The organism is Nocardia spongicola, from assembly GCF_047200775.1.
Taxonomy (GTDB): Bacteria; Actinomycetota; Actinomycetes; order Mycobacteriales; family Mycobacteriaceae; genus Nocardia.
The window spans coordinates 692,388-710,793 of record NZ_JBJZOO010000001.1 but is presented as its reverse complement, the minus strand read 5'-3'; the positions used below and the strand labels follow the sequence as shown (position 1 = coordinate 710,793).

At 66.2% G+C, this 18,406-nt stretch carries 17 protein-coding genes; 8 read left to right on the top strand and 9 right to left on the bottom strand.

Going from position 1 to position 18,406, the window contains the following annotated elements; translation table 11 throughout:
• Window positions 1-132: 132 nt before the first annotated feature.
• Both cobN and ACL02S_RS03025 read left to right on the top strand, forming a co-directional pair.
• Window positions 133-3,708, top strand: coding sequence for a cobaltochelatase subunit CobN (gene cobN / locus ACL02S_RS03030; protein ID WP_412800699.1), 3,576 nt, complete (start codon window positions 133-135; stop codon window positions 3,706-3,708).
• Window positions 3,709-3,895: 187 nt separating this feature from the next.
• A complete protein-coding gene (locus tag ACL02S_RS03025) occupies window positions 3,896-4,432 on the top strand; it encodes a DUF8020 domain-containing protein (protein ID WP_412800698.1) in 537 nt (178 codons plus the stop codon).
• Between the two features lie 164 nt (window positions 4,433-4,596).
• On the opposite strand, the gene ACL02S_RS03020 is transcribed toward ACL02S_RS03025, so the two are convergent.
• Together ACL02S_RS03020 and ACL02S_RS03015 are read right to left on the bottom strand one after the other, a co-directional pair.
• Window positions 4,597-5,949: a cytochrome P450 gene (locus tag ACL02S_RS03020; protein WP_412800697.1), complete on the bottom strand. Its 1,353-nt coding sequence runs from the start codon at window positions 5,947-5,949 to the stop codon at window positions 4,597-4,599.
• Between the two features lie 105 nt (window positions 5,950-6,054).
• Window positions 6,055-6,423 carry an STAS domain-containing protein gene (locus ACL02S_RS03015; protein WP_412800696.1) on the bottom strand — a complete coding sequence of 123 codons (369 nt, stop codon included), beginning with the start codon at window positions 6,421-6,423 and terminating at the stop codon, window positions 6,055-6,057.
• Window positions 6,424-6,889: 466 nt separating this feature from the next.
• Here ACL02S_RS03015 and ACL02S_RS03010 point away from each other — a divergent pair, with 466 nt between their 5' ends.
• A complete protein-coding gene (locus ACL02S_RS03010; RefSeq protein WP_412800695.1) occupies window positions 6,890-7,597 on the top strand; it encodes an anti-sigma factor in 708 nt (235 codons plus the stop codon).
• Window positions 7,598-7,627: 30 nt separating this feature from the next.
• Here the strand turns inward: ACL02S_RS03010 and ACL02S_RS03005 are convergent, their stop codons facing one another.
• On the bottom strand, window positions 7,628-8,737 hold the full coding sequence (locus ACL02S_RS03005; RefSeq protein ID WP_412800694.1) for a glutamate--cysteine ligase 2: 1,110 nt from the start codon (window positions 8,735-8,737) through the stop codon (window positions 7,628-7,630).
• Between the two features lie 160 nt (window positions 8,738-8,897).
• Here ACL02S_RS03005 and ACL02S_RS03000 point away from each other — a divergent pair, with 160 nt between their 5' ends.
• Entirely contained in the window at window positions 8,898-9,308 is a 411-nt protein-coding gene (locus ACL02S_RS03000; protein WP_412800693.1) for a hypothetical protein, read from the top strand.
• 70 nt (window positions 9,309-9,378) lie between these two features.
• Here the strand turns inward: ACL02S_RS03000 and ACL02S_RS02995 are convergent, their stop codons facing one another.
• Both ACL02S_RS02995 and ACL02S_RS02990 read right to left on the bottom strand, forming a co-directional pair.
• Window positions 9,379-10,068: a histone deacetylase gene (locus tag ACL02S_RS02995; protein WP_412800692.1), complete on the bottom strand. Its 690-nt coding sequence runs from the start codon at window positions 10,066-10,068 to the stop codon at window positions 9,379-9,381.
• 66 nt (window positions 10,069-10,134) lie between these two features.
• Window positions 10,135-10,398: a helix-turn-helix transcriptional regulator gene (locus ACL02S_RS02990; protein WP_412800691.1), complete on the bottom strand. Its 264-nt coding sequence runs from the start codon at window positions 10,396-10,398 to the stop codon at window positions 10,135-10,137.
• A 103-nt stretch (window positions 10,399-10,501) separates the two neighbouring features.
• On the opposite strand from ACL02S_RS02990, the gene map reads away from it, so the two are divergent.
• Window positions 10,502-11,269: a type I methionyl aminopeptidase gene (map, locus tag ACL02S_RS02985; RefSeq protein ID WP_412800690.1), complete on the top strand. Its 768-nt coding sequence runs from the start codon at window positions 10,502-10,504 to the stop codon at window positions 11,267-11,269.
• Window positions 11,270-11,274: 5 nt separating this feature from the next.
• On the opposite strand, the gene ACL02S_RS02980 is transcribed toward map, so the two are convergent.
• Window positions 11,275-12,018 carry a DUF8817 family protein gene (locus tag ACL02S_RS02980; protein ID WP_412800689.1) on the bottom strand — a complete coding sequence of 248 codons (744 nt, stop codon included), beginning with the start codon at window positions 12,016-12,018 and terminating at the stop codon, window positions 11,275-11,277.
• A 109-nt stretch (window positions 12,019-12,127) separates the two neighbouring features.
• Between ACL02S_RS02980 and ACL02S_RS02975 the strand changes: the two genes are divergently transcribed.
• The gene (locus ACL02S_RS02975; RefSeq protein ID WP_412800688.1) at window positions 12,128-12,676 is read left to right on the top strand and encodes a PadR family transcriptional regulator; all 549 of its coding nucleotides are present in this window, start codon (window positions 12,128-12,130) and stop codon (window positions 12,674-12,676) included.
• Between the two features lie 136 nt (window positions 12,677-12,812).
• The gene (locus tag ACL02S_RS02970) at window positions 12,813-13,196 is read left to right on the top strand and encodes a PPOX class F420-dependent oxidoreductase (protein ID WP_412800687.1); all 384 of its coding nucleotides are present in this window, start codon (window positions 12,813-12,815) and stop codon (window positions 13,194-13,196) included.
• 28 nt (window positions 13,197-13,224) lie between these two features.
• Here ACL02S_RS02970 and ACL02S_RS02965 read toward each other — a convergent pair whose 3' ends face one another.
• From ACL02S_RS02965 to ACL02S_RS02955, 3 genes are all read right to left on the bottom strand, one after another.
• Window positions 13,225-14,541 (bottom strand): metallopeptidase TldD-related protein, encoded by a 1,317-nt coding sequence (locus ACL02S_RS02965; RefSeq protein WP_412801086.1) that lies wholly within the window; start codon window positions 14,539-14,541, stop codon window positions 13,225-13,227.
• A 68-nt stretch (window positions 14,542-14,609) separates the two neighbouring features.
• Window positions 14,610-16,139, bottom strand: coding sequence for a TldD/PmbA family protein (locus ACL02S_RS02960; protein WP_412800686.1), 1,530 nt, complete (start codon window positions 16,137-16,139; stop codon window positions 14,610-14,612).
• A 112-nt stretch (window positions 16,140-16,251) separates the two neighbouring features.
• Entirely contained in the window at window positions 16,252-17,019 is a 768-nt protein-coding gene (locus tag ACL02S_RS02955; protein WP_412800685.1) for a TSUP family transporter, read from the bottom strand.
• 118 nt (window positions 17,020-17,137) lie between these two features.
• Between ACL02S_RS02955 and ACL02S_RS02950 the strand changes: the two genes are divergently transcribed.
• Window positions 17,138-18,310 carry a sensor histidine kinase gene (locus ACL02S_RS02950; protein ID WP_412800684.1) on the top strand — a complete coding sequence of 391 codons (1,173 nt, stop codon included), beginning with the start codon at window positions 17,138-17,140 and terminating at the stop codon, window positions 18,308-18,310.
• Window positions 18,311-18,406: the final 96 nt, after the last annotated feature.

Here is an 18,406-nt window from a genome sequence, read left to right as displayed (position 1 = left end):
AGCATCGGCATGCTCGACGGGTGACGAGGAAACCGGTGGAAGTCCGGTGCGGTCGCGCCACTGTAGAAAGCCAGACCCTCTCCGGCGAGCAGCGAACCCCGATGGGCGCGTCACCCGAGGAAGGCTGCCACTGTGTTTGTGCTGTTGTCCACGTCCGACACCGACTTGCTGAGTGCCCGCGCCAGCGGCGCCGACTATCGGTGGGGCAATCCCGCTCGATTGTTGGTCGACGATGTGCCCGCCCTGGTGGAGGGCGCCGATCTGGTGATCGTGCGTATCCTCGGCGGCAAACGCGCGTGGGAGGACGGGCTGGAGGCGCTTCGCGCGCACGGCGTTCCGCTGGTCGCGCTCGGTGGGGAGAACGCCCCGGACGCCGAGCTGATGGCGTGCTCGACGGTGCCTGGCGGCGTCGCGGCCGCCGCGCACAACTATCTGGCCGCTGGTGGCCCGGAGAATCTACGGCAACTGCACAACTTCCTGTCCGACACGGTATTGCTCACCGGGCACGGCTTCGAACCACCGATCCAGTTGCCCAGTTGGGGTGAACTGGACCGGGTCGCGGCACCGGTGGCCGACGGTCCGACGGTCGCTGTGATCTACTATCGCGCGCAGCATCTGGCGGGCAACACCGCCTATGTCGATGCCCTGTGTACCGCGATCGAACAGGCGGGCGCGCGTCCGCTCCCGCTGTACTGCGCGTCGTTGCGCACCGCCGAACCCGAATTCCTCACGACGTTGCGCCGCGCTGATGCCCTGGTGGTGACGGTGCTCGCCGCGGGGGGAACCAAGCCGGCCACCGCCGCGGCAGGCGGTGCGGACGAGGCATGGGATATCGGCGCGCTCGCCGATCTGGATGTGCCCATCCTCCAGGGTTTGTGCCTGACCACCGGTCGCGCCCAATGGGAGGCCGATGACGACGGCCTGTCGCCATTGGATGTCGCCACCCAGGTCGCGGTCCCGGAGTTCGACGGCCGGATCATCACGGTTCCGTTCTCGTTCAAGGAGTTCGACGCCGACGGTCTGTCCACCTATGTGCCCGATCCCGAGCGCGCTGCCAGGGTGGCGGGTATCGCGACGCGTTATGCCAGGCTGCGCCACATTCCCGCCGCGAAAAAGCGCGTCGTCGTCATGCTGTCGGCCTACCCGACCAAACACGCCCGCATCGGCAACGCGGTCGGTCTGGATACCCCGGCCAGCGCCATCCGTTTGCTCACCGAGATGCGCACTGCCGGCTATGACCTCGGTGCCCCCGGCGAGCTCCCCGGCCTGGACGATCAGGACGGGGACACCCTGATCCATGCCCTGATCGCCGCGGGCGGACAGGATCCGGACTGGTTGACCGACGAACAGCTGGCGGGTAACCCGATCCGTATCGGTGCGGCCACCTACGCCGCCTGGTTCGCCACCCTGCCCGAGGATCTGCGTACCGCGGTGGTCGAGGCGTGGGGCCCGCCGCCAGGGGAACTCTATGTCGACTATTCGTCCGATCCGGACGGTGAGATCGTCATCGCGGCACTGCGTTTCGGCAATGTCGTGCTCATGGTGCAGCCGCCGCGCGGTTTCGGTGAGAACCCCGTCGCGATCTATCACGATCCCGATCTGCCGCCCAGCCACCACTACCTGGCCGCCTACCGCTGGCTCAGCGCTACCGATGGGTTCGCCGCCGATGCGATGGTGCACCTGGGCAAGCACGGGAATCTGGAATGGCTGCCGGGCAAGACCCTTGGCATGTCGGCCTCCTGCGGTACCGATGCCGCGCTGGGCGATCTGCCGCTGATCTATCCGTTCCTGGTCAACGACCCCGGCGAGGGCACCCAGGCCAAGCGGAGGGCACACGCCACTCTGGTCGATCATCTGATCCCGCCGATGGCCCGCGCGGAGAGCTACGGCGATATCGCGCGTCTGGAGCAGCTACTCGACGAGCATGCCAATATCTCCGCGCTGGACCCAGCCAAGCTTCCCGCCATCCGTCAGCAGATCTGGACGCTGATGCGCGCCGCCGAAATGGATCACGATCTCGGCCTCACCGAGCGCCCGGACGAGGACTCCTTCGACGATATGTTGTTGCATGTCGATGGCTGGTTGTGCGAGATCAAAGACGTGCAGATCCGTGACGGCCTGCACGTCCTCGGACAGGCGCCAGAGGGGGAGGCGGAACTCGATCTGGTGCTGGCCATGCTCCGGGCGCGGCAGCTGTGGGGTGGTGAACGTACGGTGCCCGGCCTGCGGGAGGCACTCGGACTCGACGAGTCGGGTGATCAGGCACGGGAACGCGTCGATGCCGTGGAAGACAGTGCTCGCGCGCTGGTCGCGACCTTGCAGGCGGAGCACTGGTCGCCGGCCGCGGTCGACGGGATCACCGATAACCAGGAGGTCCGCCGGGTACTGCGCTTCGCGGCGACCGAGGTGGTACCACGCTTGCGGCAGACCGGCCGGGAGATCGAGCGGGTACTGCATGCCCTCGACGGCGGATTCATCCCGGCCGGTCCGAGCGGTTCACCATTGCGTGGCCTGATCAATGTGCTGCCCACCGGTCGCAACTTCTACTCGGTGGACCCGAAAGCCGTGCCCTCGCGGCTGGCCTGGGAAACCGGTCAGGCCATGGCGGAATCCCTGCTGGAGCGATACCGGACCGACCACGGCGAATACCCGCGCTCGGTGGGCTTGTCGGTCTGGGGCACCTCAGCCATGCGCACCTCGGGTGACGATATCGCCGAAGTCCTCGCGCTACTCGGTGTTCGTCCGGTATGGGACGAAGCGAGCAGGCGGGTCAGCGCACTCGAACTCATCTCGCTCGCGGAACTGGGCCGTCCCCGTATCGACGTCACCGTGCGCATCAGTGGTTTCTTCCGGGACGCCTTCCCCCATGTACTCGCCCTGCTGGACGACGCGGTCCGTTTGGTCGCCGATCTGGACGAGCCGCACGAAGCGAACTACGTGCGGGCGCACGCCGAGTCCGATCTGGCGGCCCATGGTGACCAGCGGCGCGCCACCACCCGTATCTTCGGCTCCAAACCGGGGACCTATGGTGCCGGCCTGTTGCAGCTGATCGATTCGAAGAGCTGGCGCACCGATGCCGACCTCGCCCAGGTGTACACCACCTGGGGCGGTTACGCCTACGGACGTGATCTCGACGGTGTTCCCGCCGCAGACGATATGCGTGGCGCGTATCGCCGGATCGCGGTGGCTGCCAAGAACACCGACACCCGCGAGCACGATATCGCCGATTCCGACGACTATTTCCAGTTCCACGGTGGCATGGTCGCCACTGTGCGCGCATTGACCGGCAAGGATCCGGAGGCCTATATCGGCGACAGCACCCGTCCCGACGCGGTGCGCACCCGGACCCTGTCGGAGGAGACCGCGCGGGTGTTCCGGGCCAGGGTGGTGAACCCGCGCTGGCTCGCGGCGATGCGCAGGCACGGATACAAGGGCGCGTTCGAGATGGCGGCGACCGTGGACTACTTGTTCGGCTATGACGCCACCACCAATGTCGTGGCCGACTGGATGTACGAAAAGCTCACAGAGAATTATGTTTTCGATGATATGAACCGGAAGTTCATGGAAAAGTCCAATCCTTGGGCGCTGCACGGTATTGCGGAGCGGCTGCTGGAAGCGGTGGAACGAAAACTCTGGGAGCATCCCGAACAGGACACCCTCGATCGGTTACGGCAGGTGTATCTCGATACCGAAGGTGAACTGGAATAACTGCCGCGCAACCGCTTTCTCACGTAGCGGGCTGTGCCGCGCTGGATGGTGTACAGCGCTATTCCACAAGAGATCTCGATCTTCCACTGTTGCCGATACAGTCATGCGCATCATGCATGACTGATAAGCTGCCACGGCTGTATCCGGAATACAACAGATCGAAATCGGTTGGAGGACGGGAAAGCTCATGAAGATCCAGAAACTGGTCGCGACCACGTTGCTGACCATTGCTGCCACCGGCATCACCGCGGCCACCGCTTATGGTCAGGCCGAGGTGTCCGGCCCGGCGATCAGCGGCTTCGACCGTGGCGTCGGCTACACCGCGACTGTCGCACCGGACCGGTCCAGTGCGGCGATGACACTTACCTCCGGTACGTTCTTCTCGACACCGGAGGCGGTGACAGTTCTGGCTCCGGATGGTGCGGTCGTCGCCACGGTGCCGACGACCCTGCATACCATCACGGGCCAGGAGCTTCGAGTGGCCCCGAAAATCGACGCCGCCGCAACCACTTTGACGGTGACACCGGTCGCGGCCGCAGCGCAGGGTGCGCCGCAGTTCGTCGGTGCGCCACAGTTCATCGGAAACCCGGGCACCATCGCGGCAGGCGCGGCGATCGGCTGCGTGCTCGGTGCGCTGGTCGGCCTCGTCCTCGCATTCATCGGATTCGTGGCCGGTTGCCTGATCGGCGGGCTCATCGGCGGTATCGACGGTGCGAATCGATAGCGGTATCGCCGAGGTGAATCAATAGCCGGGCGCCGAGTGTGCCCGTGGCAGGAAGGTCGGCCGCACTCGACATGTTCGTCGGGTGCGGCCGACGCCGATGTCACGTCGAATCATGTCGATCGCCGGTATGTGCTCGTGGCCGCTCGTATACTGTGCCGATGTGGTCAGCGGGTCCGAGACAAGCACGCCTCGACCGTGAAGTCGAGTCCGGAGGTATTCACCGTTACCGGTAGCGGCATCTGCGGGGAGAGTGACGCTGCCGACCGTGGCCGGAAGTCGGCGGCGGTCAGCAGATGCGCCAGTAGTGTGCTGGTGACGAAGAGGACCAGGTTGCGGCCCGGGCAATCGGTCTGCCCCGCGCTGAACGGCACCAGCTGCGGGTATTGCTCCGCACGGCCGTCGAGCCAGATATCGGGGGTGAACTCATCGGCGAACGGCAGCAGATCGCTGTCGCGGTGGAATGCCGAAAGAGCGATTATCAGGGTGGCGCCTGCCGCGATGGTGAAGGATTCGTCGCCGTCCCGCCATTGTGTATCGGTGGTGAGATCACGCAGCAGTATCGGTGTGGTCGGCCACAACCGTACTGATTCGAGCACACAGGCACGGAGATAGCTGCGCAGCGCGACCCGCTGGGGTTCACAGGCATCGCCGAGCGCGCGGGCGTGATGTTGTGGATGGGTGCTCAGTACCGCCATCGTACGGCTGAGTGCGCTGCCGGCGGCATCGAAAGCGAACAGCCAGTGCGGGATCTGTCCGACCAGGTCGGCAGTACTTCCCGTCGGTGCCGTTGCCAGTGTCCCGGCGAGGCTGTCCGCCGGGGCGGACTCCACATGGCGATAGAGACGATCGGTGAACTGGTCCCGTTGTCTGCGGCGCGCAGGGGCGAGGAACGACCAGCTGCCCGCGGAGCGCAGCCTGGCGAGTTCATCGGTGAGCACGATATCGTCGCGTCCCCGTTCGCCGAGTACGATCCGGCGGACCAGCTGCCACCAGTGCGCGGTGAATTGTCGTGCGTCCAGATGCCCGTGGCGCAGCGCCGAGTCGATCATTCCGCGCGCCTCGTCGGCGATAGCCGCGGCGAACGGCGTAGCAAGGTGATGCAGTGGCGCACCGGCATCGAGCGCGGCCTCGTTCAGCGCTCGGCGTTGCGCCCGGATCGGCCCATCGGACAGTAGGGCGCCATGCGGTTGGAACTGGCGTGATGGATGCCGCTTCTCCCGATTGGCCGGGTGGAAGGGCGTCGGCGCGCCGCCCAGCACCCGCCCGATATCGGCAGGATCGAGGAGTACCGCGATCCGGCGTCCGAGAACCACGAGTTCGACCGGACCGGAGCCGAATTCACGGCGTAGCTGGCGCACCCGCTCGATGACCCTGGACTCGGCTCCGGCGCGTTCCAGTAGTCCCGACGCCGGTCGCCGCCGGGCGATCACTCCGGAGGTGGCCGAGGCGAATCCGAGATCCGCCAGTGCTGTCACCGCGGGCACGCCCACCAGCCGGTGTTCGCGGTTGTACGCCATACGGCTTCCTCCCGGTGCACTCGGGCCGACACAGTGCCGACGACCGGTCGGTTACCCGGCCACGCGTAGCCGAAACCGCAAGGGGTGTATACGCCGCTGCCGAGCTCAGCTCGGCGAGGGTGTCTCGTCGGCGGCCAGCGCGTCCGCCACGGTGTCGAATACCATGAGCAAACGGTCCAGCGCGGTCACCTCGATCGGCCTGCGCGCAGCATCGCTCGGCACCACCCGCAGCCCACCCGTACCGGTGGCTTCCGAGGCGGCCAGCAGGACGCTCAGACCGGCGGAGCCGAGGAATCCGACATCCGACATATCCACCACGATCGCGGGGGAAGCCGCGCGCAGCGCCTCGTCCAGCGCGGACTGTAAAGACGGAGCGGAAGCCATATCTATTTCACCGTGCACGGTAACGATCACCGCGCCTGCTGCCGAGCTCAGGTGAATCTCCAGCGCCTTGGGCACGCTCTCGGAACTCACAACCAACCTCTCCTGCCGCGTGACCCCGGCAATACACTGCGTCGGCTCTGCCGCATGTCGCGTACTTCTGCCGTTGTCGTGCAGAAAACGAGCATTCCGTCGGTCAACTTACCGCATCCTGTCCCTGGGCAGACACGGTGCGGTGCTACCGAGCGGGGGCGCCCGTCTCGTCCGCCCGGTCACCGGCGGGACGTGTGAGCGGGGTGGGCGGCCAAGGGAATCGCATCGAATATCGCGCGGAACCCAATCCGGGCGGCGGTGCACCGCGAAATCAAGTCATGTGGGTGTGCGCGAAGCGGGTGAGCCGACGCCTCGATGTGAGTCCGAACGACTGCGGTCCGGTTCCTGGAGTGCCTTCGGCCCGGCCGCGGACCTCGATAGGTGGGCGCGTGCCTTGCTCGAGGCAGGCCGGGATGGTCACCGCGCAAGCACCGCACCAGGGCACTGTGTCCGGAGGTGGCCGATCATGACCGAGACCGAACAGTCGCGAGCGGACCTGCTCGCGTTGGCGTATCCCTATGCGATGGACGCGGTCTCCGAGATCGAGCGTCGTCATATCGAAAACCGGGTAGCGAAGGCCGATTCCGCCACCGTAACCGAATTCACCACCGCGGTACGCGGGGGCAGGGAGATGCTGGCCGCGTTGAGCGAGATCGATGCGGTGGCTCCGCCGCAGGCGTTGGAGTCGAAGATTCTTCAGGCGACTCACGGCTCCGGTGACGGTAGTCGCCCCGCCCGGCCGTCCTTGCTGGCTCGGCTGATCGCTGTGCTCATCGCCGGTATGGGGATGCTCGCCGTGCTGATCGCCGGACGGATCACCGAATATCGTACTGAGGCGGTCACGGCCGAACAGGTGCTTGTGCAATCGGATTCCCGGTCTCGGGTACTCGAACTGCCGGTCGGCGGCACGGTGACGGTCAACACTTCGGGACGGCTCGGAGTGGTCGCGGTGACCTTCGACGCAGTACCAGCGCCGCCACCGGGACAGGCCTACCAACTCTGGATGGTGTCCGCTGAGGGGACCGTGCGTTCGGCGGGGTTGCTGACGGCGGTGCCGCAGGCAGGAGTGTCGGCTCGGTTCGATCCGGCGGATATCTTCAGCGTGACGATCGAACCAGAGGGCGGCTCGCCGCGCCCGACGTCGGTGAGCCTCGCCATGCTGGCTCTCGGTTGATCCGGCCGACGACTCCGAGCAGGACCGTGGTCACACTCGATCGCACCCTTCCAGGGTCGCGCGTGCTACTTCGGCGACGACATCACCGACCTCGCCACGTACCTGGAAGGCCGCGACTTGTCTGCGCGCACCGTTACCGCGGGCGAGCAGGCGGGCGAACGCCTCTTCGACGAATTGGCGGTCGCCCGCCGCGTCGAGGGCGGGTGCGACATGGTCGATCAGCCGGTGCAGCAGGGTGCGGATGGGTGCCACCTCCCCGTCGTGTGGGTCGACACCGTCGCCTGCCAGTCCCGAGCGGGCCGCTTTCCAGTACGCGGCCCTGAGCACCTCAGCCGGTACCGCGGGCGGGGGGTGTCCGTCGGCCAAGGATTTTCGCGCCATCATGACGATCGCGCGCACCAATGCCGCCAGCAGCGCGGTTTCCTCGACAGTTGCCGGGATATCGCTGACCCGCACCTCGACGGTCGGGAACGAGATGGATGGGCGGACATCCCAGTAGACCATCTGCTTGTCCAGGATGCTGCCGCTGTTGAGCATCATCGCGACCATGGCTTCGTAGTCGCGCGCCGATTCGAAGTACGGCGGCGGTCCGGCGCTGGGCCAGCGCCGCCACAGGATGCTGCGCCAACTGGCGAACCCGGTCTCGGCGCCACGGTAGATCGCCGAATTGGCGGTCATGGCGAGTAGTTGCGGAAGCCAAGGTCGCAGATAATTGCTCACTTGGATCGCGGTCTCGCAATCAGGGATGCCGATATGCACGTGACAGCCGGAAAGCCCTTGTTCATGAGCGAGTAAACCGAAATTCTCCGCGATACGTTGATAGCGGGGGGTATCGGTGACCGGGAACTCGTGCGGTACCGTCGGCGGGATCCCCACGGCGAGCAGGCGCCCTTCGTTGCGTTCGGCGCAGTCGGCGATGCCACGGCGTAGCTCACGCAGTTGCCGATGCAGTGTGCTGATATCGGTATGGACCGCCGTGCTGGCCTCCACTTGACAGCGAGTCAGCTCCAGTTGCAGATCGATGCCGATGTCCTCGGCTGTGCGAGCTACTTCGACATTACGTGCCAAAGGTGCACCGGTACGCGGATCCGCCAGCAGAAACTCCTCTTCCACTCCGACGGTCGCGCGGCCATCGTCCATGGGGTGAGGATACCCATGCCTCTGCCGGGCGGTAGGTGGAATGAGTCTGAGGTTGCCAGGTGATCGCCGGTCAGCGGATCACGGTGTTCGGTGCCGGGGTTTGAATAGCGGCGCAGCGGAAACTGCCGACGGCGGGGGCCATACCGAAAGGAGGCATCGTATGTTCCGGATCGCTCTACGCAGCACTGTGGCAGTCGGCTTCAGCGCAATACTCGCCGTAGGCGGGGCAGGGGTCGCCGCCGCGGGGCCAGTATTGTCGGCGGATCCCCAGGAAGAGGGTTCCATCGAGCTGAGCGGCCAACCGGACTCGGAGAGCTGGACCTGCGCACTGCTCGGCCCGGCCGAGTCCACCGGTCCACGGATGGATCTCGCTCGGAGCGGGGAAAGCAGGGGCGGATTCGCGGAAGGTAGCACTGTTACCGCGCTGTGCGCCGGGCCGCAGTGGCCGATGGTGACCACCACCACCGGCGTCACCTCGCTCGATGACGATGATCGCGAGGCCGAAGGCGATGACGACAACGGCGATAACGGTGACAACGGTGACAACGGCGAAAGTGGTGCCGACGACTGATCGCTTTCCGGCTCGCCGCGGCAGGCTCGGTGACGCTTGTACCGCGGCGAGACCAGCCCTGCGCTAGATGCTAGATGCCGTCGGCGCGTAGCAGCGCGCCGACGGCATCCGGGTTCCATCGGCGATCGGCGCCGGGGCGGGTGGCGAGATAGCCGGCGACAGCCGAGACGGACCACCTGTGTGCCGCGCGCAGTCCTGCCGCCAGACACCGCAGATAGGCGGCGGCAGGCGGATTGCCGGGCAGATCGCGATAGCGCCAGGGCGCGGTGAAGGTCAGCACGGGGTATCCGTCGTGTGAGCCCGCGCAGATCACGGTCTCGTACCGGCCGGGACCGAGAGTCATCGGGCGACTGCCGGTGATTCCGGTGAAATCCAGCGAGGTGCCGGGAGCGCGGTACATCTCCTGGGCCGCGATATCGGAGAACTGGGCAGTCGTGAGCAGATGGGCGTGCACCGCGATCGCACCGGGACACCGAGGATCGTAGAAGGCACGGCCCCCGGACCAGATGCGTGATTCGGTGGCGAAGTACAGCACTCCTGGTAGCAGCAGGGGGACGGAGCGGATCGGGTCGGTGCTGTCGCGACAGCCGGGTACGGAGAGAGCCCCGCCGTCGGGTCTGCCGCCGCGAAGGTAGGTGCGCAGCCTGGTCAGGCTCATATTCGAGCCGTAGGCGGCATACCAGACAAGGTCCGGGCATGGCTGCGGGTTCGTTCGGCGGGGCACCGAGTCGGCAGCCGGGTCGATATGCGAAGCCCTCATGCTATTCATTCTCGACTTTGCGTCGTGCGCCTGCCTGATACCGATTCGGCAGCGGCGGTTGCGTCACTAAGCCGATGCGGCCAGTCCCGCCGAGCGCCAGATATCCGCGAGGTCGTCGAGCGCGAGCCCCAGTACCCGGCTGAGTGCCACGACGGTGCCGAAGGCGGGGGAGGGCAGGCGACCGGTCTCGATCTTGCGCAATGTCTCCGGTGAGATGCCCGCCGCTCGTGCGACCTCGGTGAGATCGCGGTCGGCGCGGGCGGTGCGCAGGGCGGCACCGAGGCGGCGGCCTGCCTCGATCTGTGCCGGAGTCAAGGGGAGGCGAACCATGTGCTCACGGTACGGAGGGGAGCCGGATACGGCAAGCAGTCCTGACGGTATTTAAATACCTGTAAGGTATCCGGTATTTAAATACCGTTGCACAGGAGGAATGATGGTCGAGTTGAAGAGCCCCGCGGAGATCGCCCGGATGCGAGTGGCGGGGCGTTTCGTCGCCGAGGTGCTCACCGAGCTCAGGGCGCTGGCTCGGGTCGGAGTGAACCTGCTCGAGCTGGAGGCATATGTCCGGGAGCGCATTCACGCACGTGGCGCGCAGTCCTGCTACTGGGACTACACCCCCTCGTTCGGGCGCGGACCGTTCCGCAACACCGTGTGTCTGTCGGTGAACGACGCGGTCCTACATGGGCTTCCGTTCGATTACGCGCTACGAGATGGCGATGTACTGAGCATGGACCTCGCGGTCGGTGTCGACGGCTGGGTCGCGGATTCGGCCTGCACTGTCGTGGTCGGCGTCGCCGCCGCCGAGGATCTGCGGCTGGTCCGGGCCACCGAGCAGGCACTGGCCGCCGCGGTGGCGGTCGCGCTACCCGGTAACCGCATCGGCGATATCTCCGCCGCTATCGCCGCTGTCGCGCGGGAACACGGCTACCCGGTGAACACGGAATTCGGAGGTCATGGACTCGGCCGCACCATGCACGAGGAGCCGTATGTGCCCAACCAGGGCCGTCCCGGGCGCGGCTATCGATTGCGACCAGGACTCACCATCGCCATCGAGCCATGGTTCGCGCGCACAACCGACCGCATCGTCACCGACCCCGACGGCTGGACCCTCCGCTCGGCGGACGGATCACGCACCGCGCACTCCGAACATACGATCGCGATCACGCCGGAGGGCCCGCAGGTGCTGACTCTCGCGGCATGACCGCGCTACGCGGGACGGGAAGCCGCCGGTCCCCTATGTTCGGACAGCCAGGCGGTGAGGTCGTCAGCTGTACGCAGTTCATCGGCGATGACAGCTCGTTCCACGGCGGAGAGCGTCATCGCGCGTAATTCGGCGCGGAACTGCTCGACGCGCTCGGGGTTTTCAGTGGCGACGGCCAGTTCGGTGAGTGCTGCCAGTGCGCGAGCCCGGTCCAGTCGCGGCGCCTCGGTGCGGAATCTCCGGAGACCGACCTCGAGAACTCGGAAGGCTGCCTTGTCGTCGTTTTTGAAATCGCGCAGAATTCCGGCGTTGTCCAGTACTTTGGCCAGCCCGTCCAGTTCCTTCGATCCGCCGTACTCCAGTTCCATGGGTTCGTCGCGCTGGATGTAGATCACCTGGTTGCCCGCCGGGTCGACCACGGTGAAGCGGGACTGCCCCGGTCGATAGCGAGTGATCCGTGGCAGTCCTTTCGCGGGTACTTTGCCGTAGCGGGCGCGCAGCGCCGTGGTGAATGCTCGGTGTCTGTGCGCGATGTCATCGACCATCACCAGGCAGCCGGTCCGTTCGGCAGATACGGAGACGTTCTTGGGCGTCGGTACGAAATGTAGTGCGCATCCACGGTCTTCCACGCTGCCGTAGACGTAGGGGCGGGTCTGTTCGTAAGTCACTGTGTAACCGAGTGTCTTGTAGAAATCCAGCGTGCCGGCCAGGTCGCCAGTCCACAGCTGTGGCACCGCCATGTCGGTCATAGGGGCCCTACTCTCTATTGGTCAAATTTGACTAATAGAGAGTAGGGCCCTGCTCGTTGAGAAGTCAAACTTGACTACCATGGCGGCTTCCGATCGGAAGGAGTTCGCCATGTCGGCTGTGCGCTTGTTGGTGCTGGGTGTACTGCGCTTACGTCAGCCTGCCCACGGCTATGCGGTGCGCAAGGAACTGCTGTCGTGGCGCGCCGAGACCTGGACAAATGTCAAACCGGGGTCGATCTATCACGCGCTCAGGCAGCTCACACAGGAGGGGAAGTTGAGCGCGTCCGATCCCCAGGAAAGCGACCGGGGCTCTGGGCGTACGCTCTTCGAACTCACGCCAGCCGGCGAGGCCGAATTCCACAGACTCATGGATGCCGCGCTGATCAGTGTCGATATGGAAGAACTCGGGGCGGGAATCGCTTTTATGGATGCGCTGCCCAGGCCGTATGTCATCGAGAAGTTGCGTGAACAGCGTCGTCGCAGCGAGGACACGCGCGACAGTCTGCTCGCCATGATCCCGAACTTCCCTGGGCGTTATGAGGCGCCGCATGCGACCGATCTCCTGGAGCTGTGGAGTGGGGTCTTCGAGAATCTGTCGAGATGGACCGAGGGGGTGCTGTCGCGGCTGGAGGCCGGAGAGTATCGGATGCCGGACTGAAGGTGCGTTGTCCGCCGGTTTGTGTTCGGCCGGGCAGGAACATCGGCCATCGGTGATGCCCACGATCGTCAGTACGTCGCTTGTCGGGCCGAATGGCGCCGCGTTATGGCGTGTGTCCGCGGGATACGCTGCCCGCATGACGAATTCGCTGGAAGCTGTGGCCGCGGCCGATTATGTGCTGCTCACCACGTTCCGTAAGGACGGGACTCCGGTCGCCACCCCGGTGTGGGCGGTGACCGAGAACGGAAAACTGTACGTATGGACGGTGACCGACAGCTGGAAGGTCAAACGGTTGCGTCGTAATCCGGCGGTCACCGTGCAGCCGTGCAGTGCGACCGGTAAGCCGCACGGGGACGTGGTGGAAGGGACCGGCCGCGTCCTGGACGCCGCGGGTACCGATCGGGTGCGCGCACTGCTGCGGCGCAAGTATTGGCTCACCGGGCCGCTGGTCATCCTCGGCAGCACGCTGCGGCGCGGTAAGTCGGGCACCATCGGCATCGAGCTCACACTGTCGGCCTGACCCGCGCGCAGCGGTGCGTGTTGCGTGGTCAGGTCGCCTGGCTGACCGAGGACATATGGAAGTCGGGGATCCGTAAGGGCGGCATCGCGGTTCGGGTGAACCAGTCCTTCCATTCCCGCGGCAGGGTGATCTCGGTGGCGCCTGCCTCGGTGGTCCGCCGGAGCAGATCCAGCGGGCTCTCGTTGAACCGGAAGTTGTTCACCGCGGCGGTGACCTCCCCGTCTTCCACGAGGTACACCCCGTCGCGGGTGAGGCCGGTGAGCAGCAGCGTCGCCGGATCGACCTCGCGGATATACCACAGGGTGGTCAGCAGCAGACCGCGTTCGGTGTTGGCGATCATCTCATCGATGGTGGCGCCGGAACCGCCGGTCAACAGCAGGTTCTCTCCTGGTACCGCGACCGGCGCGGAGAACTCGGCGGCGGTGGCGCGCGGGTACACCAGCGCGGAGATCGCCCCGTCGCGCACCCAGTCGACCCGCTCGGCGGGTAGTCCGTTGTCGAACACCGACATCGCCTCAGAGGACGCGGTCGTGGCGACGAACGGACGGTATTCCAGTCCGGGCGCATAGGGGTCCGAGTACAGCGTGAGGGGGATATCGCCCAGATGTTCGCCGACGCGGGTCCCGCCTGCCCGCGCGAACGCGGTATGCCCTTCCTGCGCGCCCCGGCCTTCCATCGACCAGGCGAGGTAGATCATCAGGTCGGCGACCGCGGAAGGGGGCAACAGCGTGTGGTAGCGGCCCGCGGGGAGCTCGACTGTGCGTTCGGCCCAGTCCAGTCGCCGGGACAGCTCGGCGAGCAGTGCGGATACCTCGACGTCGGTGAAGTCGGCGGTTCCTACGCCTGCCCAGGCGCTGGCGAGACCAGAGCCGGTACCGCGCTTGCCGTTGATCTCCACCGAACCGATCGGTTCGACGAAACGTCGGCGGATTCCGGTGGAGGTGCCCAGCCAGGTGGTGTGCACCTGATGGTGTGCGAAACCGTAGAGGCGATCGGCGCTGTCGAAGCCGGTGGCCAAATCCTGGGCGAGATCGGTGAACACGTCGATGCCGGTTTCGCCCGCTCGATCGGCCCAGTCGGTGTCGACGGCGCCGGGTTCGAGCAGGGGCATGGCGTCTCGTGCTGGTTCGGCGGTGCGGGCGGCCTGCTCGCTTGCCCGCACCACTGCCTCGATATCGGCTGGGTCCGCGCTGGTCGAGCTGACCGTGCCGACCCGAGCGAGGGTGGGTCCTGTCCGGACTATCGAGATCACTGTCCAGTTCCGCGATACCGACGTGCCGTTGGTGGTCATCGAATTGCCTGCCCAGCGCAGCGACGCCTCGTGCTGGTCGCGGACGACGACCATCGTCTCATCGGCTTTCGACAGCGCGAGCGCCCGCTCCACGGTCGCGCTCGCGGGGAACAGATCGTCGCTCACCGGCCTGCCTCCGTCCGGGTGTTGAGTACGTTGATGCCACGCACCAGGATCGACGGGCAGCCGTGACTGACCGCCGCGACCTGGCCCGGCTGCGCTTTACCACAGTTGAACGCACCGCCGAGTCGCCAGGTCGAGGGTCCGCCGACCGCTTCCATCGCCCCCCAGAAATCGGTGGTGGTGGCCTGGTAGGCGACATCGCGCACTTGGCCGTCCAGTTCACCGTTCCTGATGCGGAAGAACCGTTGCCCGGTGAACTGGAAGTTGTAGCGCTGCATATCGATCGACCACGATTTGTCACCGACGATGTAGATGCCCTCGTCCACCCGGGAGATCAGCTCGGCGGTGCTGGTATCCCGGTCCGGGTCGGGTCGCAGCGAGACATTGGCCATGCGCTGGATCGGTACATGGTGCGCCGAATCCGCGTAGGAGCAGCCGTTGGAGCGGTCCAGGCCCAGCCGCGGTGCGAATACCCGGTCCAGCTGATAGCCGACCAGAACACCCTCCCGGATCAGATCCCACTGCTGCCCGGCGACACCGTCGTCGTCGTAGCCGATGCTGGCCAAACCGTGTGTTTCGGTGCGGTCGCCGGTCACGTGCATGATCGGGGTGCCGTAACGTAACGTGCCCAACATATCCGGTGTGGCGAACGAGGTGCCCGCGTAGGCGGATTCGTAGCCGATGGCCCGGTCGTATTCGGTGGCGTGACCGATGGATTCGTGGATGGTCAGCCACAGATTGGTCGGATCGATCACGAGATCGGTCGGTCCGGCCTGCACACTGGGCGCATGCACCTTCTCGGCCAGCCATTCCGGGATCCTGGCGAGCTCATGGTCCCAGTCCCAGGTCCCATCGGCGCCGGTGACATACTCCCAGCCGCGGCCTGCCGGTGCGGCCAGAGTGCGCATCGTCTCGAATACCCCCGCCGCGGTATCGACCGTGATCGCCTCCAGGCTCGGATGCAGCCGGACTCGCTGCTGGGTGATCGAGGACCCCGCGGTGTCGGCGTAGAAGGTCTGCTCCTTGACCTGTAGCACGCTCGCGGTGACATGGTCGACCCCGGTGGCGCGCGACAAACGCTCCGAATAGTCCTGTAGCAGAGTGACTTTCGCGCTGGTGGGCATGGTGAACGGGTCGATCTCGTAGTCCGAGACCCAACGCACCCCTTGGTAACGCGGTTCTGGGGCCAGTTCGACGCGCTCGCGATTGAGCGCGCGCAAACTGGTGGCGGTGGTGACGGCGGTGCGGGCCACCTCGGCGGCGGTGTCAGGGGTGAGCGCGATATGCGAGGCGAAACCCCAGGTGCCATCGACGATCACGCGGACGGCGAAACCCAGTTCGGTACTGTCGGTGACGGCCTCGACCAGGCCGTCACGCAACCGGATCGACTGGGTGACCAGCCGGTGCACCCGGATATCGGCGTGCTCGACGCCTGCCGCCGTCGCCGCGGTGAGTGCGGCATCGGCGAGCGCGGCCAGCGGAAGAGCCAGGAACTCGGCGTCCACATCTCTGGAAGTCGTGTTGCTCACCCATCCCAACCTAGCCGGTATCGCATCGCTCAGGGAGCGCACCGTGGGTGGAGGTCCCGGCGCATCATCTCGCGCGCCGAGCCGGTGCTCGCGCTTCGCGCCGGTGCGCGGATCAGCCGAACTGTTGCCAGCCCAACCGGATAACCATCCCGATCACCACAACGAGCAGCACGATGCGCACGAACTCGGCGCCTTTGCGCAGCGCCATCCGGGAACCGGCCACCGCGCCGAGGACATTGGCCACCGCCATCGCCGCGCCGAGTGCCCAGAGGATGTGCCCGGTCGCGCCGAAGAAGATCAGGGCACCGACGTTCGAGCCGCAGTTGATCACCTTGGCCATAGCCGCGGCCCTGACGAATTCGGTGCCGAGCAGGCTCGCGAAGGTGATGATCAGGAATGTGCCGGTACCGGGGCCGAGCAGGCCGTCGTAGCAGCCGATCAATCCCGCCGCCAACGCCACGGTAAGAACGGTTTTGCGCCGGGTGGGCGGATGAGTGGCCAGTGTCATACCGATCGAGGGGCGCAGGGTGACGAACACGGCGACGCCGACCAGCACCACCATCACGATCGGGATGAACAGCGCGCGGTCGATCAGGGAGACCGCGGCGGCGCCCAGCGCGGCCGCCGCCGCCGCGAGTACCGCGGCTGGGAGCAATATCCGCCAATGCATCGGTACCTTGCGCGCGAAGGTCGCCACCGCGGCACCGGTCCCGGCGACCGCGGCGAGCTTATTGGTGCCCAACGCCGTCGGTGGCGCGATACCGGGTGCCACCACGAACAGGGTCGGCAAGATGATCAGACCGCCGCCGCCGACGACCGCATCCACCCACCCCGCCGCCATCGCCGCGGCCAACAACACCATCCAGTCACCGATTCCCACCGCGTCAGACAATCAGACCGCTCAGCGGCCACTGTTCGTGGCCATCGATGCGTGCCATCCGCACTCTCCTCGCCCATACCGGCGGGGGTGGCGTGGGCCGCGCCCCTAGGGTTGATCCGTGCGCAGGTTCAGTTTGTGGCTTCGAGACAAACCCGTGGTCGCCGATTCGGCACTGGCGGTCCTGCTGCTCCTGCTCGAGATCATCGGCGTAGTCGATGCCGAGAACAAACTCGCCTATCTGGCCATCGGCGTGCTGCTTCCGCTTCCGGTCGCATTGCGCAGGGTGTATCCGCGGGCCGTCGCGGTAACCACCCTGGTACTGGCGTTGGCCGCCATACTGGTCGGGTCGCTGGCCGATGACGATGCCGACCACATCACGCTGGTGTCCCAGGGGATCGTGCTCTACACCTTGGTCGCCTACACCGGGCGGCGCGAGGGATCGTGGTACGGGTTCGGCCTTGTGGTCACCGTCGCGCTGTCGATGATGGCCATCGGCAGGCCCTTCGGCTCCGAGTTGCTGTTCACCGTCATGTTCTACGCGCTGTGCTGGACACTCGCGGAATTCATCGGTGCGCGGCACGCCTACGATGCCGAGGTCGCCGCGCGGCTGGTGGTCGCGGACTACAACAAGGAGCGGCGCTTACACGATGCTGTCTCGGCCGAGCGCACCCGGATCGCGCGAGAACTGCACGATGTGGTGGCGCACGCGGTGAGCGTCATCATCGTGCAGGCCGATGGTGCGAAATACGTGCTGCGCCGTGACCCGGAGGCCGCCGAACAGGCGCTCGGCACCATCGCGAGCACCGGCCGCGAGGCACTGCGTGAGCTGCGCAGAACTGTGGCACTGCTGCGCACCGAGCACGCACCGGACCAGGTGCCACAGCACGGCACCGCGGGACTGGCCAAGATGGTGGAGATGATGCGTGGTACCGGTCTCGCGGTAGAGCTGGAGCTGGCGGGCGAACTCGACGATATCGCGCCCGAGGTCAGTCTCGGCGTGCATCGCATCGTGCAGGAATCGCTGACCAATACCCTGCGCCACGCCGGTCCGCACCCGAAAGCGTGGGTGCGGGTGCGCCGCACCGATACGGCGGTGTCGATCGATGTCACCGACACCGGTGTGCCCCCGGCCCACGAACCAGCTGCTCGAATCAAAGGCAGTGGGCTCGGGTTGGTCGGGATGCGCGAGCGAGTCGCTGTGCTCGGCGGCAGCCTGGAGGCCGGGCGCGATACCGATGGCTCCTGGCGGGTACGCGCGAGCATCCCGCTGCAGTCCGATCCGATGGAATGAACTCGGCCGGGGACGCACGTTCCCGTGGACCGAGACCGTGATGCCGGCTCCGCTTCGGTACGGAAGGTGCCGCGCGGGAACGGGTGGGCCGTGCGC